The 23,524-nt window shown below is 67.0% G+C and carries 20 protein-coding genes; 8 read left to right on the top strand and 12 right to left on the bottom strand.

The genetic code is table 11. From position 1 onward, the window contains the following. Nucleotides 1-105: 105 nt before the first annotated feature. Nucleotides 106-420 (bottom strand): hypothetical protein, encoded by a 315-nt coding sequence (locus QRN25_RS24130; protein ID WP_271181049.1) that lies wholly within the window; start codon nt 418-420, stop codon nt 106-108. Nucleotides 421-569: 149 nt separating this feature from the next. On the opposite strand from QRN25_RS24130, the gene QRN25_RS24125 reads away from it, so the two are divergent. The 5 genes from QRN25_RS24125 (at nt 570) to QRN25_RS24105 (ending at nt 5,121) form a co-directional block, all read left to right on the top strand. Beyond that, nucleotides 570-1,541 (top strand): phosphatase PAP2 family protein, encoded by a 972-nt coding sequence (locus QRN25_RS24125; protein ID WP_285021919.1) that lies wholly within the window; start codon nt 570-572, stop codon nt 1,539-1,541. A gap of 135 nt (nt 1,542-1,676) precedes the next feature. Continuing rightward, nucleotides 1,677-2,201, top strand: coding sequence for a hypothetical protein (locus QRN25_RS24120; RefSeq protein WP_285021918.1), 525 nt, complete (start codon nt 1,677-1,679; stop codon nt 2,199-2,201). A 247-nt stretch (nt 2,202-2,448) separates the two neighbouring features. After that, the gene (gene argJ, locus QRN25_RS24115) at nt 2,449-3,675 is read left to right on the top strand and encodes a bifunctional glutamate N-acetyltransferase/amino-acid acetyltransferase ArgJ (RefSeq protein ID WP_285021916.1); all 1,227 of its coding nucleotides are present in this window, start codon (nt 2,449-2,451) and stop codon (nt 3,673-3,675) included. A gap of 1 nt (nt 3,676) precedes the next feature. Next, nucleotides 3,677-4,315: a glutathione S-transferase family protein gene (locus QRN25_RS24110; protein WP_285021915.1), complete on the top strand. Its 639-nt coding sequence runs from the start codon at nt 3,677-3,679 to the stop codon at nt 4,313-4,315. Continuing rightward, nucleotides 4,312-5,121 carry an inositol monophosphatase family protein gene (locus QRN25_RS24105; protein WP_285021913.1) on the top strand — a complete coding sequence of 270 codons (810 nt, stop codon included), beginning with the start codon at nt 4,312-4,314 and terminating at the stop codon, nt 5,119-5,121. Before QRN25_RS24110 ends, QRN25_RS24105 begins: the two co-directional genes overlap by 4 nt. A 209-nt stretch (nt 5,122-5,330) precedes the next feature. On the opposite strand, the gene trxA is transcribed toward QRN25_RS24105, so the two are convergent. The 7 genes from trxA to QRN25_RS24070 all read right to left on the bottom strand — a co-directional run bounded on the left by trxA (nt 5,331) and on the right by QRN25_RS24070 (nt 16,724). Beyond that, complete coding sequence (trxA, locus tag QRN25_RS24100) at nt 5,331-5,651, bottom strand: thioredoxin (protein ID WP_069707606.1); 321 nt, start codon at nt 5,649-5,651, stop codon at nt 5,331-5,333. A gap of 79 nt (nt 5,652-5,730) precedes the next feature. Further along, the gene (gene addA, locus QRN25_RS24095; protein WP_285021911.1) at nt 5,731-9,237 is read right to left on the bottom strand and encodes a double-strand break repair helicase AddA; all 3,507 of its coding nucleotides are present in this window, start codon (nt 9,235-9,237) and stop codon (nt 5,731-5,733) included. Beyond that, on the bottom strand, nt 9,234-12,209 hold the full coding sequence (locus QRN25_RS24090) for a PD-(D/E)XK nuclease family protein (RefSeq protein ID WP_285021910.1): 2,976 nt from the start codon (nt 12,207-12,209) through the stop codon (nt 9,234-9,236). Before QRN25_RS24090 ends, addA begins: the two co-directional genes overlap by 4 nt. Beyond that, nucleotides 12,202-12,921, bottom strand: coding sequence for a nucleotidyltransferase family protein (locus tag QRN25_RS24085; protein ID WP_285021908.1), 720 nt, complete (start codon nt 12,919-12,921; stop codon nt 12,202-12,204). Before QRN25_RS24085 ends, QRN25_RS24090 begins: the two co-directional genes overlap by 8 nt. After that, on the bottom strand, nt 12,918-13,916 hold the full coding sequence (locus tag QRN25_RS24080; protein ID WP_285021907.1) for an aminoglycoside phosphotransferase family protein: 999 nt from the start codon (nt 13,914-13,916) through the stop codon (nt 12,918-12,920). Before QRN25_RS24080 ends, QRN25_RS24085 begins: the two co-directional genes overlap by 4 nt. Then, nucleotides 13,913-14,359: a tRNA (adenosine(37)-N6)-threonylcarbamoyltransferase complex ATPase subunit type 1 TsaE gene (gene tsaE / locus QRN25_RS24075; RefSeq protein ID WP_285021906.1), complete on the bottom strand. Its 447-nt coding sequence runs from the start codon at nt 14,357-14,359 to the stop codon at nt 13,913-13,915. Before tsaE ends, QRN25_RS24080 begins: the two co-directional genes overlap by 4 nt. 13 nt (nt 14,360-14,372) lie before the next feature. Further along, nucleotides 14,373-16,724 (bottom strand): PAS domain-containing sensor histidine kinase, encoded by a 2,352-nt coding sequence (locus QRN25_RS24070; protein WP_285021905.1) that lies wholly within the window; start codon nt 16,722-16,724, stop codon nt 14,373-14,375. Between the two features lie 469 nt (nt 16,725-17,193). Between QRN25_RS24070 and QRN25_RS24065 the strand changes: the two genes are divergently transcribed. After that, nucleotides 17,194-17,508 (top strand): helix-turn-helix domain-containing protein, encoded by a 315-nt coding sequence (locus tag QRN25_RS24065; RefSeq protein WP_285021903.1) that lies wholly within the window; start codon nt 17,194-17,196, stop codon nt 17,506-17,508. A gap of 101 nt (nt 17,509-17,609) precedes the next feature. Here the strand turns inward: QRN25_RS24065 and ahcY are convergent, their stop codons facing one another. Together ahcY and QRN25_RS24055 are read right to left on the bottom strand one after the other, a co-directional pair. After that, entirely contained in the window at nt 17,610-19,019 is a 1,410-nt protein-coding gene (gene ahcY / locus QRN25_RS24060; RefSeq protein ID WP_008829668.1) for an adenosylhomocysteinase, read from the bottom strand. 254 nt (nt 19,020-19,273) lie between these two features. Further along, entirely contained in the window at nt 19,274-19,786 is a 513-nt protein-coding gene (locus QRN25_RS24055) for an S-adenosyl-L-homocysteine hydrolase (RefSeq protein WP_285021902.1), read from the bottom strand. 320 nt (nt 19,787-20,106) lie between these two features. Here QRN25_RS24055 and QRN25_RS24050 point away from each other — a divergent pair, with 320 nt between their 5' ends. Continuing rightward, the gene (locus QRN25_RS24050) at nt 20,107-20,586 is read left to right on the top strand and encodes a peroxiredoxin (protein ID WP_069707599.1); all 480 of its coding nucleotides are present in this window, start codon (nt 20,107-20,109) and stop codon (nt 20,584-20,586) included. A 148-nt stretch (nt 20,587-20,734) separates the two neighbouring features. Further along, nucleotides 20,735-21,415 (top strand): SDR family NAD(P)-dependent oxidoreductase, encoded by a 681-nt coding sequence (locus QRN25_RS24045; RefSeq protein ID WP_285021900.1) that lies wholly within the window; start codon nt 20,735-20,737, stop codon nt 21,413-21,415. Here QRN25_RS24045 and QRN25_RS24040 read toward each other — a convergent pair. Beyond that, nucleotides 21,378-22,835 carry a hypothetical protein gene (locus QRN25_RS24040; protein WP_285021899.1) on the bottom strand — a complete coding sequence of 486 codons (1,458 nt, stop codon included), beginning with the start codon at nt 22,833-22,835 and terminating at the stop codon, nt 21,378-21,380. The genes QRN25_RS24045 and QRN25_RS24040 overlap by 38 nt on opposite strands. 220 nt (nt 22,836-23,055) lie before the next feature. Further along, complete coding sequence (locus tag QRN25_RS24035) at nt 23,056-23,517, bottom strand: GFA family protein (RefSeq protein WP_285021898.1); 462 nt, start codon at nt 23,515-23,517, stop codon at nt 23,056-23,058. Nucleotides 23,518-23,524 lie beyond the last annotated feature (7 nt).

Genomic DNA, 23,524 nt, shown 5'->3' with positions numbered 1-23,524 from the left:
AATTACATATGGTCGGTGTACGCGGCCCAAGCTCACAAGGAGGCGGCCGAACGACCGGGCGCGTGAATAAGCTCGCGAGGATGCGAAAGTTGCCGGGCGGCGCGCTTATTGACGCGCGCGGTCTATCCCGGTGAGCACGGCCGGCACGGCGACCGGCGCGAAGGCGACCGGCTGCTGTGGCGCATGAAGCCGCGTATTGCGCAGGCCCGGTTCGGGCAGCCGTGCAAGGGCGACCGGCGCACGCGGCGCCTTGGCGGCGACCTCATGGGCGGCCAGAACCTGCACCGCCGACACCTGCGACACACACGCCTCGGCCGGGCCGACTTGTGCGGCGAGCCCCGTAAGCAGGGCAAGCAGGGTCAGGATCAGGCGATGGGCCATAGGAAACGTCAGATAGGGTCGATGACGGGATGTGTCCACATGCGTTTGCGGCGAAAGGGTATTGTGCCCCGGAAACGTACCCTGCCCTGTCTGGCGATCTTCGATTTCCCGGCCTTCCCGCCAAAGCACGCAGCGGGTCGTTAACCATTTCAGGGCATGAAGTGATCGGCCTTTGGCGGAAGGACGACATGACTGCGACTGATCGACTGCAACGGCGCTTGCGCCGACTGGACGCGCCGTGCGCGATCTCCGCCTTTCTCCTGCTGGCCAGCTTCGCCCTGCTGGCGACGATCATCCTGACATCAGGCATGACGCTGGACTGGTCCGGGCTGGGTATCTGCATTGCTTTCAGCATCGCGGCGCTGGTCGCCGGGATAGCCATGAAACTGGCCGGAGGGACGCCGCGCGTCGCCAATCTCCTGCTGGTCGTCGCGGTGATGTCGGGCGCGACGGTCTGCAACACCGTGTCGATGAATGTCGGCCTTCGCCTGCACATGCCGCTGATCGACGAAGGACTGGTCGCCTTCGATCACCTGCTCGGCTTCGATCCCGCCCTGCTGGTACGCGCCTTTGCCCTGAGCCCGCGCATCACGGAATGGCTAGGCATCGCTTATACGCAATCGAACTGGGCCGCCATCGCGGTCGTGCTGGGCCGGTGCCTGTTGCCGGACCCGGACTGGCGGCCGTTCGTAGCTTATTCCGGAGGACTGCTGGCGGCCGCGATCATTTCCGTCGTCACGCCTGCCATGGGCAACATCGCGTACTCGCAACTCTTCGACCTTCAGGGTCACGGCCTGCCTTACGGCGCGGGCACCTATCACCTCGACGCCTTTCACTATTACTATCACGGCACGGCGCAGATTGCGGGCAACAGGCATATCTCCGGCGTCGGCGTCTTTCCCTCGTTCCACACGATCATGGGACTGGTGATCGCCACCGGGCTGCGCGGCACCCGCTTCCATCTGGCAGGCGCGATCTTCGGCGTGGCGACGATCGTGGCGACGATCCCAATGGGCTCGCACTACGTCACCGATGTCCTAGGCGGCACGGTGATCTGGGCCATGGCGATGGCTCTGGCGGAACTGACCTGTCGCCGCGATAGGGCCTCGCTCACCGATGCGCGCATTCTGGCAGGCGTGGGAGAAGCCCTGCCTGCATAGCGCCGCTTTCCTACACTTTGCGCAGTCCGATAGGGTGCCAGCCATGCGGCGACCCCTCGTTAAAATTTTGAATACTCTTGGTGCCCCATGAAATGGCGGGTATTCGAAGGTCATAATACCGCTGGGGGCACTCCAATGCTGTCGATGATCATGCTTGCTGCCGCACAGATCGTATCGGCTGCTCCGGCTCAACCACCCGTCATACAATCCGTACCGAGAGCGGCCGCCACACCGCCTGTTATCATCACTGAAAATCCCGACAGTTTCGACAACAGCCAGGAAACCGCGATCTTCGACGTCGATGCGAGAAGCGGAAACGAATTGTTGTGGGCCGGTGAAATGCGTGTTTCCGGGCGTCAGGGTGCGAGTTTTACCCGACAGCAGTCGAATGCTTCCACATCATCATGCGCCCGCGGGCAGACCTCGTATGGGCAGGGAGAACGGTCATCACTCTCGATAAACCTGAACAGGTATCGCGCCGGGCGGGATGAAGGCGGCGTGCAGATGCGCGTTACGTGGGAGCGTCCGGGAGAAGGCGACACCTGCCAGGGGGCGAATGCCCGAACGGCGGGGATCACGGAAAACCTTTTCCTCGAGCGAGGTCAGGAGCGGATCGTCAAGGGTGACGGCGGTCTGATCATTCGCCTGCGCCGCCGCTAGGTGATTGCAGCCATGCCATTTTCGATCGCCCCGGGCCGCACAAGGTTACGTCACAAGGTGACACCTCCCCCTCGCAAGGTGACACATCGCGTGCAAAATGTGTCACCTTATGCGGCCAAGGTGACACTTCCGGGCCTAAGGTGACACCTTTCCCCTCTGGACCGTGTCAACCGTGTAAACCTGCGTCACCTTGCGCGGCCGCCGAACCGCCCTTGACCTGCAACACCCACGCGCTAGGCAACCCGCCATGGCCTACCCCGTTTCCCCGCTCGCCTCGCCCTTCCCCGCCCTGCCCGAGATCGCGGGCGTCACCCCGCATGTCGTGCGCGCCGGCTACAAGGACTGGGGGCGGTGCGACCTCACGTACGTCACGCTGGAAGAAGGCACCGCCGTCGCGGGCGTTTTCACCAAGAACGTGTGCTGCTCGTCCGAGGTCGATCTCGGCCGCGAGAACGTGAAGCTCGGCCGTGCCCGCGCGCTGGTGGTGAATGCGGGCAATTCCAACGCCTTCACCGGCTATCGCGGCCGCGAGGCGGTGGAGCAGATCATGGAGCAGGTCGCCGCGCACATCGGCTGCCCGAAGGAGCAGGTCTTCGTCTCCTCGACCGGCGTGATCGGCGTGCCGCTGCCCAAGGACAAGGCACGCGAGGGTGTGGAAAAGGCCCTCACCGCCGAGCCCTGCAGCTGGGAAGACGCGGCGAAAACCATCGCCACCACCGACACTTTCGCGAAGGGCGCCTCCGCCACCGCCATGGTCGGCGACACAAAGGTGACGATCAGCGCCATCATCAAGGGCTCCGGCATGATCGCGCCCGACATGGCGACGATGCTGGGCTACCTGTTCACCGACGCCGCCGTGGAGCCGGGCTTCCTGCAGGCCTGCCTCTCGGCCGCGAACTTGCGCACGTTCTCGTGCATCACCGTCGATTCGGACACCTCGACCAGCGACACCGTCCTCGCCTTCGCCACCGGCAAGGCGGGCAATGCACCGATCACCGGCTTCGACAGCCCCGGCGCCCATGCTTTCGCCGCCGCGATCCATGATGTCTGCCGCCAGCTCGCCCACCTCGTCGTGCGCGACGGCGAAGGCGCGCAAAAGTTCATCGCCGTCTCGGTCAGCGGTGCGGTGTCGGACGAGAGCGCCCGCAAGGTCGGCATGGCGATCGCCAATTCACCGCTGGTGAAGACCGCCATCGCCGGAGAGGACGCCAACTGGGGCCGCGTCGTCATGGCCGTCGGCAAGGCGGGCGAGCCCGCCGACCGCGACAAGCTCTCGATCGGCTTCGGCGGCACCTGGGCCGCACAGCAGGGCCTGCCACTGGCGGACTACGACGAGGCGCCCGTCGCCGCGCATCTCAAAGGTCAGGACATCTCGGTCGAGGTCGACCTCGGTCTGGGCGAAGGCACCGCGACGGTGTGGACCTGCGACCTGACGCACGGCTACATCTCGATCAACGCGGACTACCGGAGCTGATATGACTGCACCGTTCTTCACGATCTGGGGCCGCCTGAACTCGCACAACGTCAAGAAGGTGGCCTGGTTCGCCGAGGAACTGGGCCTCAAGTACCAGCGCCATGACATCGGCGGGACGTTCGGCTTCACCGGGGAATACCTCGCCAAGAACCCCAACCGCCTCATCCCGACGATCGAGGACGGCAAGGTGGTGCTTTGGGAATCGAACGCGATCCTCCGCTACATGGCGGCCGAGTACGGCGGCGGCGCATGGTTCCCCGCCGACCCCATCGACCGCGCCCTCGCCGACCGCTGGATGGACTGGCAATTCGCCTATGCCGAGGCTCAGCGCACACCGTTCCTCGCCACCGCGCGCCAGTCGCCGGATCAATGGGACCGCGCCGCCATCGCCAAGGGCATCGCCGACTGCGCGAAGCAACTGGCGATTATGGACGCGTACCTCGCGGAAAAGCCCTGGCTCTCGGGCGCGCAGTTCGGCATCGGCGACATTCCCATGGGAGTCTACGCCTACACCTGGTTCAACCTGAAGTTCGATGCCTTCGGGATCGAGCGGCCGGAATTCCCCGACATTGCCGACTGGTACGCCCGCATCGTCAAGCGCCCCGGCTTCGCCGCGCATGTGATGATCCCCCTGACATGATGACGCCCGCCCTCCACGCCGCCGTCGAGACGATCATGCGCGAGGCGAGCGAGCACGCGATCCTCCCGCATTACCAGAAGCTCGCCGCCAGCCAGATCGACGCCAAGGCCCCGGACGACGTCGTCACCGTGGCCGACAAGCAGGCCGAAGCGCTGCTGACCGAGCGCCTGTCCACGCTCCTGCCGGAAGCCGACGTGGTGGGCGAGGAAGCCGCCTTCGCCGATACCTCGGTGATGGAGCGCCTGAAGGACCGCCTGTGCTGGATCGTCGATCCGCTCGACGGCACCAACAACTTCGCCGCCGGCAAGCCGCCCTTCGGCGTCCTCGTCGCGCTGGCGGACAAGGGCGAGACGATCGGCGGCTGGATCCTCGACTGCCTGACCGGACGTTTCTGCCGCACCGACCTCGGCGGCGGCGCGTGGATCAACGGCGAACGGATCATTGCGCGCACCACCGGACAGGAACCGCCGGTCGCCGCGATCTCGACGATCTTCCTCGACGACGGCGCGCGCGAGAAGGTACTGACGCACATCGCGCCGCACTACACCCTCGTCGACATTCCGCGCTGCGCGGCCGAGCAGTATCCCCGCCTCGTGGACGGCACGAATGACATCTCGGTGTTCAACCGCACCCTGCCGTGGGACCACGCGGCGGGCGTCCTGTTCCTCAACGAGGCGGGCGGCAAGGCGGCAAGGCCGGACGGCAGCGCCTACCGAGTGGACGAATACGAGCGCCGCGACCTGATCGGCGCCTCCAGCCCGGCGCTCTGGGATGCGTTTGCGGAAGTGGTGGCAAGGCTGGCGTAAATCGTCGTCCCCGGACTTGCTCCGGGACCGGTGGCTGTCTTTAGGTGGTGCTTACGGCGGGGGCTTCGACAAGCTCAGCCTGAGCGGTTTGAGAGCAGGTCCTTAACCCCGCTCAGGCTGAGTTTGTCGACACCCCAGCGCGCGCGACGCAAAAGAAAACCCCCGCCGTTCCCACGGCAGGGGCCTCTACAACCTCAAATCTCAAGCGATCAGAGTTCGCTTTCGATCCAGCCCTTCAGCGCGCTCTTGGGAGCGGCTCCGAGCTTCTTGGCCACCGGCTGGCCATCCTTGAACAGCACCAGCAGCGGGATCGACTGCACGCCAATCGCCGAGGGCGTCTCGGTGTTGGCCATGATGTCCATCTTGGCGATAGTGACCTGCTCGCCCAGTTCCTCGGCGATTTCCTCGAGGGCGGGGGCGATCATCTTGCACGGGCCGCACCAATCCGCCCAGAAATCGACGAGGACGGGCTTGTCGGACTTGAGGACGTCGGCCTCGAAGCTGGCATCGGTGACGGCAATGGTGGACATCGATTGACTCCTGAACTTTAGAATTGGGCGACAACTTAGGGATGAAACCCGGCGACGCAACGCCGGAACGGTGAAAGCTTTACTCGCGCGGCGCCAAGTCCGGCTTGTGGGCTGCGAGAACCTCGGCGGGAACCGCGATCAGGCGCGGTACGGCGGTATAGAGCAGCGCCACTTCCACCGCGCGCCCCGGGAAAGTCGCTTCCAGAGCGGCGGCATAGGCGCCCATCTGGCGCAGCACACCACGCGGCACCGCGTCGATCCGGTCGGGAGGACGCCGCGCGCTCTTGTAGTCGACCAGACGCACGCGGCCCGGTTCTATCACCAACCGGTCGATCGTGCCCGCCACGACCTGACCGCCGACAACTGCCGCGACGGGCACTTCGGCGAGACTGTCGGGGCCGAAGAGGTCTGCCCAGTCGGGATTGCCGAGCACCGCCAGCGCGCTCCCCAGCAGTGCATCGCGATCCTGCGCCGGAAGGTCGGCGGCGTGGCGCTCCAGCCAGCCCCGTCCGGCATCCTCGCGTGCGGCTGCCACCACATCCGGCAATCGCTCCAGCAGCTTGTGGACCAGCGTACCACGCCGCGCCGCATCGCGCCCCGCGCCCGGCGGGAACGGGGGATCGGGAGCGTCTTCCTCACCCAGCGATGACGGCGCCAGCGGACGCGGCGGACGCGGCTCGGCGGGCGGCGCACGCTCGAGCCAGCGCGGCAGCGGCTCGCGCAAGTCGAGCATCGGCCCGCCCGCGCCCTTCGCCGCGCGAACCGGCACCGGAGCGGCCGGCTCGCCATGTTCGCAGCGCGCACCCCAAATGGGATCGCCCAGTTCCGCCTCGACCGGGAAAAGGGCGCGCAGCCGGGCATACCAGCTCTTGGGGCTGGGCTCGCCCTTGTCTCGATTGCTTAGCGCCCCGCCGACGAAAAGGGCTTCCTCCGCCCGGGTCATGGCGACGTACAGCAGGCGCCAATGCTCCTGTTCGTCGCCGCGCCTGCCCTCCTCCAGACGGTCGGCGATGCGGCCCTGCTTCTCGTCCTTCGAGAGCGGCGGCAGCGGGATCGTGCGCGCTTCGTTGGCGGGATCGGGCAAGTCGATGCCCCGCTCGCGCGCGTTGTCGGGATTGCTGGTCGCATCGGCGAGGATAACGATCGGCGCCTGCAGGCCCTTGGAGCCATGCACCGTCATCACCCGGACGAGGCCCGCCGCATTGTCCGCCTCGCGCTTCAGTTCGCCATCGCCCGCATCGAACCATGCGAGGAAGCCCGCAAGACTCGGCGTGTCGGTGACGGCATAGGCCTTGGCGGCATTGATCAGCTCGTCGATCGGATCGTTCGCCTCCGAGCCCAGCCGCGCCACCAGTCGCCGCCGCCCCTGCCAGGGGCCTACCAGCAGCCACTGCAGCAAGTCCTGCGGCGGTTCGTAATCCGCCAGCCGCAGCGCCTCGCCCAGTTGCTCCATCACCGCCGCCACCTCGGGCTCGCGCGAGCGACGCAAGTGATCCCACAGCCGCGTGTGCTTTTCCCGATAGCCATGCGCGAGAAGCTGCTCCTGGCTCCACCCGACCAGCGGCGAGACCAGCAGCGCGGCAAGGTTGAGGTCGTCCAGCGGCTGCACCGCGAAGCGCAGCGCGGCGACGAGATCCTTGACCGCCAGCGGCGCACCCAGGCGCAGGCGATCGACCCCCGCCACCGGCACACCCGCTGCATGAAGCCGCGCGACGATGAGCCCGGCCAGTTCCTTGCGCTGGCGAACCAGCACCATGATGTCGCCCGCCCGTGCCCGGCGCGGCGTGCCCTTGACGAGCGTGAAGCCCGGCCCTTGATAGTCCAGCCAGTCGCGCACCTGCAGCGCGATGCGCTCGGCCATCTGGCGGTCGGGGCGCGAGAGCCAGTCGGGCGCGGTGCCCTCCTCGTCGCCCGAAGAGTCGTCATCCTCGTCGTCGGCAAGATCGCTCACCGGTCGCCACAGCGCGACGTAGCCCGGACGCTCCTGCCCCTGATGCCGTTCGGCGGGGCGGTCGAGGCCGAAATTCTCGTGCCCGATCCCGGCGATGGCCCGGTCCACGAAGTCCAAGACCGTCTGTGCGGTGCGGAACGAGCGGTCGAGCCCATACTCGCGAAACTCCGGCGGATCGAACCGGTCGCGCAGCATCGCCGCATTCTGCGCCGCCTCGCCCATCTCGCGCCGCACGCGATCGGCGGCGCGGCGGAAGTTCTCCGGGCTGGTGCCCTGGAACCGGAAGATCGCCTGCTTGTAGTCGCCGACCACGAACAGGGTACGCATCAGGTCCTCGTGCTGACCCAAGCCGGCCCAGAACTCGCCAGCCATCGCGAAGATGATGTCCCACTGCGCGGCGTTGGTATCCTGCGCCTCGTCGACGAGAATGTGGTCGAAACGGCGGTCGAGCTTGTAGCGAATCCAATCCGCCTGCGCCTGATTGGCAAGGAGATCGGCGGCACGGCGAATCTGGTCGTCGAAGTCGATCAGCCCCTCGCGCTGCTTGGCGGCATCCCAGGCCATCGCGAAAGCCCGCCCCAGCCGCAGCGCCGGAACCAGCCGCTCCGCCAGCCCCAGCAGTGACCGCATCGCTCTGATCTCAAGGATGCAATCGACTACCCGCGCGGCGGAATCCGCGTAGCCGGGGTCAAGCTTATCCTGCGACTTGCTGGCCTTGGGCTCACCCTTTTGAGTCAGGAACTCCTTGGCCAGCGCGTCGAGGCTGTCCAGGCGCTGCGCCCCGTTGCCCAGCAGCCACTCGCTGATAGCATCGACGGCGCCGAGCCCGGTCTTGGTGCCCCACTCATTGTTTACCGCCATGCAGTGCCGGAGCGAGCGCACGTCGAACGCCGCATCCTCGCATCGCGCGCAGAGCCATTCGCGATCCGCGTCAGACGGCAGGCCGAGCAGGCGCAGCACGTTGAGGCGCATGTCCCCCGCCTGCCAGCTGCCGGGACCGAACCACGTCTCGCGCGCCGAGGCGCAGCGCAGCAGGAAGGCCATCACCGCATCAGGGCCATGCCGCAGCGACAATTGCTCCACCGCCTGCAGCAGGGCAGGATCGCCGAAGGGACCGTTCTCGGCATCCACAAGCAGGTCGGCCAACACTTGCCGTGCCAGGAGGTCGCGCTCACGATCCTCCATCGGCCGGCTGCCGGGGATAAGATCGGCCTCCAGCGGGAACGTCGCCAGCAGCCATTGCGAGAAGGCATGGATCGTATCGATCCGCAGCCCTCCGCCCGGACTGTCTAGCACCGAGGCGAACAGCGTGCGCGCCCGAGCGAGGTTCTCGTCGCTCGCCTGCGCGCCGATCGCGGCAAGGCGCGCCCGCAGGTCGAACTCGCCAAGGCGTACCCATTCGGCCAGCGTACCGTTGATGCGCGCCGCCATTTCGGTGGCGCCGGCCTTGGTAAAAGTCAGGCACAATATCTGCGAGGGGTCCACGTTCGGCTGCAGCAAAAGCCGCAGCACGCGCGAGGACAGCACTTGCGTCTTGCCGGTCCCGGCCGACGCGGAAAGCCACACCGTCTCCTGCGGATCGACCGCACGCATCTGGTTCCCGTGAAGCGGATGGACGGCAGCAGGACCGCTCATGCTGCACTCTCCGATCTGTTGCCGAGCGACGTGATCCATTCGTCCAGCCGCATCAGCTGGTCGTAATCGGCGTAACTGCCCAGTTCCGGGTTCAGGCGCGCGGTGAAGGGCTGATCGCCCAGAATCCAGCCGTCGAGCGCGTCGTCGAGGTAGCGCAGCGTCTCGGGCAGGAAGTCCTCGCGCGGGATGCCGGACTTCTTGCGGCCTTCCAGAACCGGCTCGAACATGTAGCCCATGGTCCCGTCCTTGGCCTTGGCCATCGACCAGTATTCGAACGAATCGGCTACGCCCTCTACACCATCGAAACCGCCGTCCTTCGCAATAAGCGCGATGAGGCCGAGCTGGAGCGCGAAGCCCTCCTGCACGCGGCTGCCGGTCGGCGGCTGGCCCGTCTTGTAATCGACCACGGCGAGGCTCCCGTCCTCGCGCCGGTCGATGCGGTCGGCGCGGCCGTGGATCCGCACGTCGCGGCGGCGCATGTCGCCCCACTTCTCAACCGCGACGACTTTGCGACCACCTGCCTTTGCCTCAAGGATCATGCTCTCGAACGTTTCCAGCGCGGCGGAAAGACGCGGCCACCACAACACGCGCATCAGCGGGTGCGCGTTCTGCTCGGTAAGCACGCCCTGCGCGATGGCGTGGAGGCCACCCTCGGGCTCGCCGGCCTCGTGCCAGCGCTGCATGATGAGGTGTGCGACTTCACCCTTCCATGCCGCGCTCGGCTCGGCGTCGAGGCCATCCATGCTGCGCAGGCCCAGGATGGCGCTGGCGTAGAACTGGTAGGGATCGCCGCGTAGCCGATCGAGACCGGTGACGGAGACATCGACCTTGCGCTGTTCCGCCGAGGGCATCGGCTGTGGCCGGGGATGGGCTGCGACTTGCGCGGCGTCGTCCAGCCGGCGGGCGAGGTTCACGGCATCACGCTCGAGGTGGCGCTCCAACTGGTCGCCCAGCATCGCGCGCACCCGCAGCACGAAGCGCGAGGGGATCACCGGCCCGCCTTCATCCCGCTGCGCCCAGCTCAACACGACCTCCGGCGCACCGAGTGCGGCGGCAAGGTCATGCGCGGAAAGACCGATGCGGAAGTCCGCGCCCGGCACTCCGAGCGCGCGCAGGACGGCGGGCGGCAACAGCGCATCGAGCGCCGCGCTCCCCGGCCATACCCCCTCGACCAAGCCCCCGCAGATTACGAGGTCGGCGCGGCTCATGCGCGCTTCGAGCAGGCCGTAGACCGAGACGCGCGGATGCCCGCCCCAGGGCGGGCGCACCGAAACGCGGTCCATAGCATCGCGCAACACGGCGCCGATCTCACGCGGGTCGAGCAAGGTGCCTGCCGCTCCTGCTGCCCCGCGCAATTCCTCCACGAAGGCGCTGAGCGCGCGGCCATCCGCACCGCCCCACAGCGTCTCTCCGCAAAGGGCCTCGGCGGCATCCGCAAGCAGGCCGAGCAGGCGTTCGAGCGGCTCCGCTTCGCCCAGTATCGACAGCGGCGTCAGGATCGTCTCGATCCCGGCCCACCATTCGCCCAGCTTCGCGGCGTCCGCCCTGGCCGCCAGCGGTGCCAGTCCGGCACCGGGGCGCGGCCCGCGCAGCGCGAGGTCGAGCTTGCGCGCATTCTCCAGCCAGCGCGGACGCCCCGGTCCGTTCCCGGCGAGGGGATGGACGAGCAGCGCGACGAGCGGCACCGGCGCGGCCTGCTGCGCGACCACTTCGGCCAGCAACAGCAGCAGGCGACCGGCGGCGGTCTGCGGCAACGGGCGACCGGCAGTGTCGTCCGCCTCGATCCCCCAGCGCTCCAGATGGCTGACCACGCGCGCCGCCAGCCCCCGGTCGGGCGAGACGAGCGCGACGCGGCGCTCGGGTATCTCCAGCGCCTCGCGGATGAGCACCGCGATCGCCTGCGCCTCCTCGCCGGGATGCGTGCATTCCATCAGGCGCACGCCGCTCAGGCGGCGCTGCTCGGGCGGCAGATCGACCCATGCAGCGGAAGCGCGCGGCGGCAAGAACAGGTTGGAGATCGCGCGGCTGCGCTCGGGCGGCGCAGCGGCAAGGCCGGAGCGGTGCCACGGCTGCACTTCACCACGCGCAATGCCCATCCGGTTCAGCAGCAGCTTGAGATGGTATTGCGGATGGGTCACCGCATCGGCGCGGCCGAACGGCGGGTCATCCGGCTGCGCGGGAGCGCCAGCGGTGCCCAGTTCCCCCCAGACCTCGTCCGCCAGCGACAAGTCGAGGTCGGGCAAGACGACGAGGCCCTGCGGCATCTCGCTGACGACGCGCAGCAATCGCGCCAGCGCGGGCGAGGCGCCGGTGACGCCCGCCGCGATGACCGGGTGCGGCGGAGGCTGGTCCTGCCAGCGCGCGGCAGCGTGGTCGAACAGTCGGTTGCGGCGGTCAGGCGCGTCGATCTCGCCGCGCGCGGCCAGCTCCGCGATCCAGCGCTGCTGCACCTTGAGGAAGTTGCGGGTGTTGTCGCTCCAGTGACCGGCAAGGTCTCCGACGATGCCGATGACGCGCTCGGACATGAGATCGATCGGGGCGATCTCCTCGGCCATCAGGCGGTCCATGGTGCGGCCGATCTCAAAAGCACGCCGCAGCAATGCCGCGCCCTTTCCTGCAGCATCACCTTCGACCTCACGCAAGTAGTACGCAAGGCGCAGCCAGCGGCGGGTCGGATCGGCGGCAGGCGCAATATCGGCCGCACCGAGCGGATCGAGCAGCGGGCCAAGCGCTTCGTCGAGATCGAGATCACCCACCGCGACCATGCGCGGCAGCAGCATTCCGGTCCCCGAATGGCGCACGAACGCCTCGGTCATGGTGCGAATCGTGCGGCGGCTCGGCAGCAGCAGCGTCAGCCGCGCGAGGGCGATCTCATCCTTCGCATAGCGCGGGATGAGCCCGGCGACGAGAGCGTCGGCGAAACCACGATGCGCAGCAATGGAGTAGACTTTCGGACCCGTCCGGTCAGGCACGGGTCAGCCATTCCTCGGTCGGCCTGATGGCGGCGGGCTCGCCCACTTCGAACCACAGGCCCTGATGCGAGATGCCGTAGAGGCGACCTTCCTCGATCGCGCGGCTCCACAGGATGTTGGTGGAGAACGCGCCCTCGGGCGCATCGCGCAGCAGGCGCTTCGACACGAGCTGGATGCCGGTGTAGATGAACGGCGCCACCCGGCCCGGGCGGCGGCGCGAGACGCGACCATTGGGATCGAGGTGGAAGTCGCCCTCGCCACGATAATTGAGCGCGCGGGTGTGCGGCACCATCAGCAGCAGCGCGTCCATCCGCTCCACATCCCAGGCCTGCGAGAGTTCGGCGAAGACGTCCTGCGGGCCGTCGAGCCAGATGTTGTCGCTGTTCAGGCAGAAGAACGGGTCGGGCAGCAGATCGGCCGCCCTGACCATGCCGCCGCCGGTTTCCAGCAGCAGTTCGCGCTCGTCGGACAGGGTGACGGCAGGCGCGGTCTTGCGGACCTTGAGATGGCCTTCCAGCGCGTCGGCCATGTAGTGCGCGTTGACCACCGCCTTAGTCACGCCTGCGTTGCCGAGCTTGTCGAGCGCATGGTCGATCAGCGACTTGCCCGCCACGCGCACCAGTGGCTTGGGCTGGGTCGCGGTGAGCGGGCGCATGCGCTTGCCGAGGCCTGCGGCAAGGACCATCGCGGTGTCGCTTGCGAGAGGCTTCACCGGGCGAACTCCCCGCCGTTCGCCTCGCGCAAGGCGGCGGGGATGTTGGCATCGAACCATGCCGCGACCGGCGCCATCGCCGGATGGGCAAGGTCGCGCTCCATCGCCCCCCAGACGCGCGGGATCAGGTCGAGGTAGCGCGGCTTGCCGTCACGGCGCCACAGCCGCACGAAGATGCCGACGATCTTGGCGTTCCGCTGCGCGCCGAGGCGGGCGTAATCGGCGAGGAAGGCATCGACGTCCGTGCCCGTCTTCTGCACGTAGCGATCGAACATCTGCGCCTCCAGCTCGGGCGAGACTTCGCGCCGGGCATCCTGCAGCAGCGAGACGAGGTCGTAGGCCGGATGGCCAACCAGCGCGTCCTGGAAATCGAGCAGGCCCTGCTTTTCGAGGCTGCCGAGCAGCATGATGTTCTCGGCATGATAGTCGCGCAGCACGGTGACGCCCGGGCGCTGGCGCGGCAGCAGCGGCGACAGCGCCTGCTCCCACGCGCTCACGAAGCCTGCGGCATCGACGTAGAGGCTCTGCGCGGTGCAGTACCAGTCGATGAACAGCTTCACCTCGCGGATATATTCCGCCAGCGAGTAATCGAGGAACGGCCCGGCGGGCAGCTGGTGCAGCTTCGCCAGCGCGTCGATCGCGGCGGAGTAGACCGCCGCCTCGTCCGCTGGCCACTGGTCGAGGTAGTCGCGCATCCGCGCATCGCCGAAGTCCTCCATCAGGATGAGGCCCTTGTCGGGCTTCTCCGCGAGGATGCGCGGCGGGCGCATTCCGTTATCGTCGAGCCAGTGAGCGGCGCGCAGGAACGGGCCGATGTCCTCCTGCGGCGGCGGCGCGTCCATCAGCATCGCGGTGGCGCCATCGACACTGCGGATACGGAAATAGCGGCGGAACGAGGCATCGCCCGGCAGCGGCTCGACAGCCGCGCCTCCCCAACCGGCGGCGGCGAGAAAGGCGTCGAGGCCCTCGGGAAAGTTCGCGTGTTCGAGCGTCATACAGGTATACGCCCTAGCCAATCCGGCCCGCCTTCGACAATGGCGATCCTGCCCTCTTCCGCAACTTCCAGCGTGATGGAGAGGCAGCCCGGCTCATGCGCGAAGCCGCCCGCGTGATCGGGCCACTCGGCGATGAGCACCGCGCCTTCACGGTAATCGTCGAGGCCGATCTCCTGCGCCTCGTCGGGATGGTTCAGGCGGTAGAAGTCGGCGTGAACCAGCGGCAGGCGGACGGCAGGCGGGTCGTAAGGCTCGATGATCGCGAAGCTGGGTGACGGCACTTCGCCCTCATGACCAAGCCCGGCGATGATCGCGCGCGCCAGCGTGGTCTTGCCCGCGCCGAGACCGCCGGTCAGTGCGATCACGTCGCCGGGGAGCAGCGCATCGGCGAGCTTGCGGCCCCATGCGTCCATCGCCGCGAGGTCTGGCAGCGGCAATCTCATGCCAATGTTCCTCTCATGGCAGTTCGATCAGCGCGCTGGTGCCCTTGCCCGGCTCCGATTCGAGCCGCAGGCTGCCACCGTGCGCCTCCACCAGCTGGCGGGCGAGCGGCAGGCCGAGGCCGTCGCGGCTCTCCACCTTGCCGTCGGCGCTGACCTTCATCCCATCGAGCGCGCGGGCGAGCGTGCGGCTGTCCATTCCGGCTCCCTTGTCCTGCACGAGGATCTGGATCGCATCCCCCTCTCCGGCTTTCCGGCGCGAAAGCTGCACGAGAATGCGCCCGCCGCGCGTCGAGGCGGCGATGGCGTTGTCGACGATGTGCCCCAGCGCCCGCGCCAGCCTTCGCCGGTCGGCCACCAGTGGACGCAGCAGGCCCTTGGCCTGCAGGTCGAGCGTGAGGCCCGCCTTCTGCAGCCGCCCTGCCCGTTCCTCGACCACCGAGCGCACGAAGGGCATCGGGTCGATTTCCTCGAACTTGAGCGGCAGCAGGCCCGCCTCGCTCTGCGAAAGGTCGAGCAGGCTGTCGATGTGATCGCCCAGTTGCTGCGACGCCTCGATGATCGAGCCGACGTAATCGCGCCCGGAATCGTTGAGATCGCCGCCGATGCCGAGGTCCAGCATTTCGGCGAAACCGCCGATCGAGGTCAGCGGCGTGCGCAGTTCCTTGCTCATGTTGGCGAGGAACCGGGTCTTGATCGCATCCGCCTCGATCAGCGCGGCATTGCTTTCGCGCAGGGCCTGTTCGGCCTTCATCGAATCGGTGATGTCGAGCACGGCGAGGAGGCCATTGCCGTCCGGCAGCGGCACGCCCGCATATTCCAGCACGCGCCCGTCGGCGAGGCCGATGCGCCCGCCCGTCTGCGCGCGGTCGAGCGTAGCGGCGCGCACGACGTTGCCTACGGTTTCCGCCTCGACCGGGCGCTTGAGGCGCGAGGCGATCTTCTTGAGCAGCGCCTCCACATGCGGATGCGTGTCGAGGAACTCGCTCTCCAGCCCCCAGTCGGCCGCGAAACGGCGGTTCCAGATCTGCATGCGGCCATCGGGCGCGAACACCGCGACCGATTCGAACAGGCTGTCGAACGTGGCGGTGCGGGTACGCAGCAGGGTGTCGCGCACGGCCGAGAGCCGCAGCTGTTCGGTGCGGTCCTCGACGATCAGCAGCAGCCCGCCGTCAGGCACCGGCTGGGCGACGATGCGCAAGTGCGTGCCGTCCGCCAGCGTCCAGCTTTCCTCCTGCGTGGAGCCTGCCGAAAACCAGCCCGCCTTCTCGCGCCGCCATGCCGGGAAGTCGCGCGCCTCAGGCACGCGGCCCGCATCGCGCGCGGCATCGAGCAGGCGCTCGAAGGCGGGCGGATCGACGAGGATACGCCCGTCGAGCTTGAACAGGCGCTGGAACGGCTGGTTGGCGAAAGCGAGCCGCCGCTTGGCGTCGAACTGCGCCACGCCCGCGGAAAGCTGGTCGAGCAGGGCCCGCTGCGCCTCGCGGAAGGCGCGGAAGGAGCGCGACATCTCCTCCAGATCCTCGATGTCCACCGCGTAGCCCGCGACGCCGTCGTCCCCCAGCGGCAGGTCGCTGACGCGCAGGGCGCGGCGCTGGCCGTCGATGGTAGTCGAGACGATACGCTCGATCGGGATGCCCTTTTCCGCCGCCTTCCGGGCGACTTGTCCCGGGGCGAGGCCATCGACCGATTCGATCAGTTCGATGCCCTTGACGACCACGTCGTCGGCGTTCTTGGCGCCCACGGCGGCGACGTAGGCATGGTTGACCAGTTGCAGTTCGCCATCCGGGCGGCGGAACCACATCGGCATCGGCGCGGCCTCGATCAGCGAGACGAGCGCGTGGAAGTCGCCGCGCGCACGGGCGGCTTCGTCACGCAAGCGGACGAGTTCGGTCTCGCTGTCGGAAAAGTCGAAGACCCAGACCAGCGCGGCGCCGCCGGGCGAGACCTGCGGGTCGGACAGGTGCCCGCGCAGGGCGAGGCTGCGGCTGGAGCCGTGCGGGGTCACCGCCATGCGGAAAGGCGCGGCGGTCTTCTGGCAGCGGCGAACGGCCTCGGTCAGTTCGGCGAGTTTCTCGGCGGGCAGGCCGCGATCATTTCCATCCAGTTCGGAGAGGAACTGCGGCACTTCGTCCAGCCCGAGCCATTGGGCGAGGCGCGGGGAAGCCTCGATCCGGCCGTCCGTGCGCACCAGCAACGGGAGCGCGGGCGATTCCTCGACCATGCGGCCGAGGCGGCGGGCGGAGCGCAACTGCGCCTCGGCGCGGTTTTGGCGCGAACGCGCGGACAGCACCGCCCAGGCGGCGGCAATCGTCCAGGCGCCGAGCAGCAGGCCGATCAGGAGAGGCAGGAAACGCGAGAATTCCATCGCGCTAGGCTATGATGCGCGCGGATGGCCCTGACAATGGGGGATGGCGCGAAAGCGGTAGATACGCGGGGTGGCCGACGGATGGACGTTCACGCCCTCTTGTTTACGACGCGGTCATAAGCCCCTCCGTCCATCATGCGTGACATTCACGAAAATTATCGGCGACAGGTTAGGGCGGGTGGGAAAGTGGATTCCCACGGATAGCAGGTCAGGAAGACGCCCCCGCCTTTCCTACCCCTCCGGAGCTATGGCCAATCCGCCGATCGCCACGGGCAATATGGAGAAAGCACGGCGCGGCGTCGAAGCCTGCGGCTGCCCAAACGAATAGCCAAAATAACTAGGCAATCAAAATAAGACTATATCATCAAAAGATAATTTTCATTTTGATGGAACAGTTAATAAATCTTCACTGTGTCTCACGGATAAAAATTTCCAATGTTCCCAAAATCATAAGGGAACCCCATGGGTAATGACGAACAACCGCGGCTACAACGGCCTGACACGCCGGCAAAGCCAGTGCCTGGCCCTGGTAAATCAGGGGATGACCTCAAAGGAGATCGCCCGGCAACTCGATCTTTCGCCATCGACGGTGGATAATCACCTGCGAGAAGCCATTGTGCGTATGGGAAAGAACAATCGGCAGGAGGCCGCGCGCGATTTCGCGTTGGCGCACCGCCAGGTGGATCAATCCGAACGTTTGCCGGGAGATTGTTTACCCCGCGCGATGTCACTCGTCCGCCTTGATGACATCGGACCGTTCACCGTATTCATATGTAAGAATTGATCAGCCATTATTTAGGCTTTTGCACCTCGAATGACTGCGGAAACGCAAAAAGGGCGCCTCCTTTAAAGAGACGCCCCTTCTGCATTGACATCAAACGGTGATCAGTAGCGGTAGTGGTCCGGCTTGAACGGACCGGCTTCCGGCACGCCGATGTAGTCGGCCTGCTTCTTCGACAGCTTGGTGAGCTTCACGCCCAGCTTTTCGAGGTGCAGCGCGGCGACCTTCTCGTCGAGGTGCTTGGGCAGCACGTAGACGTCGTTCTTGTAGGCGTCGTTCTTGGTGAACAGTTCGATCTGCGCCAGCGTCTGGTTGGTGAAGCTGGCCGACATCACGAAGCTGGGGTGGCCGGTAGCGCAGCCCAGGTTCACCAGGCGGCCCTTGGCGAGCACGATGATCTGCTTGCCGTCCGGGAAGGTCACGAGGTCGGTGCCCGGCTTCACTTCCTTCCACTCGTAGTTGTCGAGCGCCGAGATCTGGATCTCGCTGTCGAAGTGGCCGATGTTCGAGACGATCGCCTTGTCCTTCATCGCGGCCATGTGCTCGCCGGTGATGACGGCTTCGTTGCCGGTGGCGGTCACGAAGATGTCGGCGCGCGAAACCGCGTCTTCCATGGTGACGACCTCGTAGCCCTCCATCGCGGCCTGCAGCGCGCAGATCGGGTCGATCTCGGTGACGAGGACGCGCGCGCCGCCGTTGCGCAGCGAAGCGGCCGAGCCCTTGCCGACATCGCCGAAGCCGGCGACGCAGGCGACCTTGCCGGCCAGCATCACGTCGGTGGCGCGGCGGATCGCGTCGACCAGCGATTCACGGCAACCGTAGAGGTTGTCGAACTTCGACTTGGTGACGCTATCGTTCACGTTGATCGCGGGGAACGGCAGCTTGCCGTCCTTGGCGAGGTGGTAGAGGCGGTGAACGCCGGTGGTGGTCTCTTCCGAAACGCCCTGGATCGCCTTGACCGAAGCGGTCAGGTAGCCCGGCTTGGCCTTGAGGAAGGCGTTCAGCGCGCGGACGAACTCGATTTCCTCGGCATTGCTCGGCTCGAACAGCGTCTCGCCCGCTTCGACGCGCGCGCCCCAGAGCGCGAACATGGTGGCGTCGCCGCCGTCGTCGAGGATCAGGTTGGCGGTGAGGTCGGGATTGCCCTCGCTCGACCAGTCGAAGATCTTGCCGACGTAGTCCCAGTAATCGGCGAGCGATTCACCCTTGATCGCGTAGACCGGGATACCGGCGGCGGCGATGGCGGCGGCGGCGTGGTCCTGCGTCGAGAAGATGTTGCAGGTGGCCCAGCGCACTTCCGCACCGAGAGCCACCAGAGTCTCGATCAGCACGGCGGTCTGGATCGTCATGTGCAGCGAACCGGTGATGCGCGCGCCCTTAAGCGGCTGCGACGCGCCGAATTCCTCGCGCAGCGCCATCAGGCCCGGCATTTCGGTCTCGGCGATGGCGATTTCGGTGCGGCCGAAGTCGGCGAGGCCGATGTCGGTGATGGCGTAGTCGGGGGTGGTGGCCACGTGGGACTCCTGAAGATTGCGTCACGCCGACGCCGCGCGCGGAAGAACCCCCGCGAGCGGCGCCGGTACTGCCGCGTCCCTACCCGCTCCGCATCAGCGAGGCAAATATAAAGATAGCTTTATATGTTATGTCTGCCGCACGATACCTTTGTCTCGGATCGTCATTGCGAGCGTAGCGAAGCAATCCAGCGCCGTGGGCCATCCGTGGATTGCTTCGCTACGCTCGCAATGACGAAGTGTAGTTTGATTTGATGTCAGCGCATGGCCAACGCCATGAGGATAGGCGGCTGGCGCTCCAAGAGCTGCCCCGCGACTTCCACCAAAGTTGCGCGGCCCTGCACCGTGGCCAGCCCCTGCGTGATCGAGCGTAGCTGGTGGCACGACAGCCAGGGATGGCCGCCGCCGTACTCGTTGGCCATGACCACGCTCATGCGGTCGAGCGGACCGCCCGAGGCGTCGGCGGCAACGCCGAGTTCGGCGCGTAGCTGGGCATTCGCCTCGTTGAGTTCGGACATGTGGCTGCTGGTGAACTTGCCGTAGTCCTCCATGAAGTCGTCCGCCGTGGTGCGGCAGCGCAGGCCGGTCACCATCAGCATGATGTCCATGCGGCGCAGCTTCTGCGCCTCGCTCGGGCGAGCGGTAGGCGGTGCGGCGACGGTATGAGGCATCTCCGGTACTGCCGATTGCGCGAGTGCCGGTGTTGCCGCACCGAGCCCGCACGCGATTGTCACGGCCAGCCACGGCCGCTTGATTCCGATCCTGATCATTGCCCTGTTCCCCGCAGGCAAATCGCCTGACCGGATGGGAATGTCATCGATTGCATACCGCGATCTGAAGAACCACGGTTAACGCATTTTCACGATGAAAAACTCCGCAAAATGGCCGTTCGAACGATCACGAATGACCACATCGGACGCCTTTTTAGAGCATGAGTGAACGTATCCCCGGACGCCGCCGCGACACGCCTTGCTCGGCGCCCGAATCACGGCGCGAATCGAAATTCCCGCAGGCGCGGCGTTGCCCATCCGGGCACGCAGCCTATATCTCCGCGGCAAAGCCGTTTTGCTGTCATGAAAGGACGAATGCCATGGCCATCTCCGTTGGCGACACGCTGCCCGACGTAAAGCTCATCAAGGTCGGCGAAAGCGGCCCCGAGCCGGTGCAGTCCTCCGAATACTTCGCGGGCAAGAAGGTCGCGTTCTTCGCGGTTCCCGGCGCGTTCACCCCGACCTGCTCGGCCAAGCACCTGCCCGGCTTCGTCGACAAGGCGGAAGAGTTCAAGGCCAAGGGCATCGACGAGATCGTCTGCACCTCGGTCAACGACGCCTTCGTGATGGGCGCCTGGGGCAAGGCCGCAGAGGCATCGGACGTGACCCTGCTGGCTGACGGCAACGCCGACTTCGCCAAGGCCGTGGACCTGACCATGGACGGTTCGGGCTTCGGCATGGGCACGCGCAGCCAGCGCTACTCGATGGTCGTCAACGACGGCGTCGTCGAGCAGCTCAACGTCGAGGCGCCCGGCTCGTTCGAGGTCAGCTCGGCGGAGCACATGCTCGGCCAACTCTGAGCCTGAGGCATATTCGGCAAAAGGGCGCCCTTCCATGCGGAGGGGCGCCCTTTTCGTATCGGCGGGGCGGTGGAATGGCCTCTCACCTTGGCCTTGGCGGGGTGCGCGGGTAGCACTTGTGCGAACAATTCATCTCAGGGGTTAGATCATGGCGCGCTCGGTTATCGTCACTGGTGGTTTCGGGGTTCTGGGGCAGGCAGTCGCGCAGGCCTTCGCTGCGGCGGGAGACAAGGTCGCCCGCGTGGACTTCGCGAAGACCGCGCATGAGCCGCTGGACGGCGCGCTCGACATCGGCGGGGTGGACCTGACCGACGCGGCCTCCACGCAGGGCGCGCTCGATAAGGTCGCGGCGGCGCATGGCGGGGTGGACGTGCTGGTCAACGTCGCGGGCGGCTTCACCTGGGAAACGCTGGAGGACGGCTCGATCGATGTCTGGGTGAAGATGCAGGCGATGAACCTGCTGACCGGCGCAACGATCACCAAGCTCGCCCTGCCCGCACTCAAGGCGTCGGCAGCGGGCCGGATCGTCAACATCGGCGCGGGCGCGGCGGGGAAGGCGGCAGCGGGTATGGGCGCCTACACCGCGTCGAAATCGGGTGTCCACCGGCTGACCGAGGCGCTGTCCGAAGAGCTTTCCGGCACCGCCGTCACCGTCAACGCGATCCTGCCGAGCACCATCGACACGCCCACCAACCGCGCCGACATGCCGGACGCGGACTTTGCGACATGGGTGCAGCCCTCGGCCATCGCCGACGTGATCGTGTTCCTCGCCTCGGCAGAGGCGCGGGCGATCAGCGGGGCGCTGATCCCGGTGACGCGCGGCGGATGATGCGCGGCACGTAGACGACGATGCCTTCGCCTGCATAGATCCGCTGCCATGCGCGGCTGCGGGCGAGCGCCTCGACCAGCGGCGCGTTGTGGTCCTCGTCGAGCACGAAGGCGGGCGGGTTCCACTTGCGCACGACGTCGACGAGCGGGACGATACCGTTCTCGATCCCGCCGTTGTACTGCCATTCCTCGCGCGCGTAGCGGTAGTAGCGGCCGTCGTAGGCGACCTTCCAGTCCGGGTAGCCGGTGTCGATGATGACGCCGCCGAACGGGAAATCGCCGTAGACCGTCCCGCGCACTCCGAATTTGCGCAAGTGCTCCACCGCTTTCAGCGGCAGGGTCGGCGCGAAGCGGGTCGGGGCGAGCAGCGGCGTGACCACCGCGACGAGCGCGATCGGAGCCAGCACCGTCAGCCATTCCGAACGGGCGGGTTTCGCGCCCTCCTTTCCGGCAGCGCGGGCGATCACCGGCACCATCGCCACCGCCCAGAACAGCACGAAGCGATAGGCCGTCAGCGTCATCACCGAAAGGCCGATGACGACGGCGATTTCCGCCAGATCGACGCACCCGCCCCGACGCACGATCAGCCAGAGCGTCAGCACGGTCACCACCAGCACCGGCAGGGCATTGGCGTAGTTGGCGGGTGTCCAGATCGGAAACCACTCGCTCGCGCCGATGGCTATGCTCGCCTGCGCGTTGGCGGCCGAGGTCGCGAGTATGGAGGCGCCGTCGGGCGTGGCGAACATCGCCGCCACCGAAAGCACGCCGAGGGCGCTCAGCCCCCATGGACGAGCAGCGGCGCGGCCGGTTGTCCAGCGATACCATCCGGCCCCGGCGGCAAGGTTCAGCGCCGCCACCGCGACACTCACCGAGGGATGCAGGTTCTGCCACGCAATCAGCACCGGCAGGCCCAGCGCCACCATCGGCAGCGGCCGCAAGTCCAGCCGCTGCAGCGCGAGCAGCAGCCCGAAGCACAGGCAGGCAAAGCTCTGCGGGCGCACGCTTGCGGTCGGCAGCGCCGCGACGAAGACCAGCGCCAGCGCGACCGTGACCGCCTGCAGGCCCGCGCCCTTCCAGCGGCACGCGGCGGCGACGGCCCAGAAGCCGCCCAGCCAGCACAAGGCGTCGAACACGCGCAGCAGGTCCCAGCCGCCGATCCGCCGCACCGTCGCCATGACCGCCTGCCCGGCCCATGCGACGGCGGGCAGCGGCTCTCCGGCGTGGAGCGCGGCGAAAGGCTCGGTCGGCACCGGGCCGCCGCGATCGACGATCAGTTCGCCCAGCTTGAGCTGCCAGAAGATATCGACGTCCCACACCGGCCGCAGCAGCAGGACCAGCAACGTCACCGCGGGGACGAGCGCCAGCAGCAGGCGCACGCGCGCCGGTGTTGCCTGAAATGCCCCGTTATTATGCTCGATCATCTGCCTGTCCGCCTCCGGCCTGCCCTCACCGGATGGCAGCGGCTCTGGCCGCAGGCGCGGCGGCGTTCAAGCGCAATCTTTCAGGGAAGCAGGTCTTTCCCCCTCCATCGTCATTGCGAGCGTAGCGAAGCAACCCAGGGCGACTCAAGACTGCCCTGGATTGCTTCGCTGCGCTCGCAATGACGAAAGGTGGTGCGGGTGCCCAGTCGGTCGGGCAGGATCACCGCCCTGCCCGCCACGCGGCATAGTCGGCGATCAGTTGCGGATATTCCTCCAGCTCCGGAAAGCGGTCGTAGCGACGCTCCACTTTCGTTTCCACCCAGCGTAGCTTCTCCGCCACCTGCATCTCGATGTAAGGGGTGAACACCGAACGATCGTCGAGCAGCGTGGCGCGCACATTGACGAAGCCCATCGACGGATCGACGCGGGTGAAGACCCAGGACTTGCACCAGACGCAGTGATGGTGATGCGCCTCGTCGCCGTGGATGCCGCCGATCTCGGTCTCGCCGGTGACGACCTCGAAGCCCTGCACCGGCACCGAGATCGTGGTGGAGAAGGCGCTGGCGGTCATTCGCTGGCACCCGGTGCAGTGGCACAGCCCCTCGATCAGCGGAGGCGCCGTCAGGCGAAAGCGCAGGCGCGAGCAGCGACAACCGCCCTCGAGTACCTGCGCATGACCCATGACGCCT

It is taken from the genome of Novosphingobium sp. fls2-241-R2A-195 (genome assembly GCF_030209485.1).
Taxonomy (GTDB): domain Bacteria; phylum Pseudomonadota; class Alphaproteobacteria; order Sphingomonadales; family Sphingomonadaceae; genus Novosphingobium; species Novosphingobium resinovorum.
This window is presented reverse-complemented; position numbering and strand designations above follow the sequence as displayed.

Excerpts from the sequence above, each read along its gene's own strand:
- QRN25_RS24125 (WP_285021919.1), top strand. The coding sequence starts at position 570 with ATGACTGCGACTGATCGACTGCAACGGCGCTTGCGCCGACTGGACGCG.
- QRN25_RS24120 (WP_285021918.1), top strand. The coding sequence starts at position 1,677 with ATGCTGTCGATGATCATGCTTGCTGCCGCACAGATCGTATCGGCTGCT.
- argJ (WP_285021916.1), top strand. The coding sequence starts at position 2,449 with ATGGCCTACCCCGTTTCCCCGCTCGCCTCGCCCTTCCCCGCCCTGCCC.
- QRN25_RS24110 (WP_285021915.1), top strand. The coding sequence starts at position 3,677 with ATGACTGCACCGTTCTTCACGATCTGGGGCCGCCTGAACTCGCACAAC.
- QRN25_RS24105 (WP_285021913.1), top strand. The coding sequence starts at position 4,312 with ATGATGACGCCCGCCCTCCACGCCGCCGTCGAGACGATCATGCGCGAG.
- trxA (WP_069707606.1), bottom strand. The coding sequence starts at position 5,651 with ATGTCCACCATTGCCGTCACCGATGCCAGCTTCGAGGCCGACGTCCTC.
- addA (WP_285021911.1), bottom strand. The coding sequence starts at position 9,237 with ATGAGCGGTCCTGCTGCCGTCCATCCGCTTCACGGGAACCAGATGCGT.
- QRN25_RS24080 (WP_285021907.1), bottom strand. The coding sequence starts at position 13,916 with ATGACGCTCGAACACGCGAACTTTCCCGAGGGCCTCGACGCCTTTCTC.
- tsaE (WP_285021906.1), bottom strand. The coding sequence starts at position 14,359 with ATGAGATTGCCGCTGCCAGACCTCGCGGCGATGGACGCATGGGGCCGC.
- QRN25_RS24070 (WP_285021905.1), bottom strand. The coding sequence starts at position 16,724 with ATGGAATTCTCGCGTTTCCTGCCTCTCCTGATCGGCCTGCTGCTCGGC.
- QRN25_RS24065 (WP_285021903.1), top strand. The coding sequence starts at position 17,194 with ATGACGAACAACCGCGGCTACAACGGCCTGACACGCCGGCAAAGCCAG.
- QRN25_RS24055 (WP_285021902.1), bottom strand. The coding sequence starts at position 19,786 with ATGATCAGGATCGGAATCAAGCGGCCGTGGCTGGCCGTGACAATCGCG.
- QRN25_RS24050 (WP_069707599.1), top strand. The coding sequence starts at position 20,107 with ATGGCCATCTCCGTTGGCGACACGCTGCCCGACGTAAAGCTCATCAAG.
- QRN25_RS24045 (WP_285021900.1), top strand. The coding sequence starts at position 20,735 with ATGGCGCGCTCGGTTATCGTCACTGGTGGTTTCGGGGTTCTGGGGCAG.
- QRN25_RS24040 (WP_285021899.1), bottom strand. The coding sequence starts at position 22,835 with ATGATCGAGCATAATAACGGGGCATTTCAGGCAACACCGGCGCGCGTG.
- QRN25_RS24035 (WP_285021898.1), bottom strand. The coding sequence starts at position 23,517 with ATGGGTCATGCGCAGGTACTCGAGGGCGGTTGTCGCTGCTCGCGCCTG.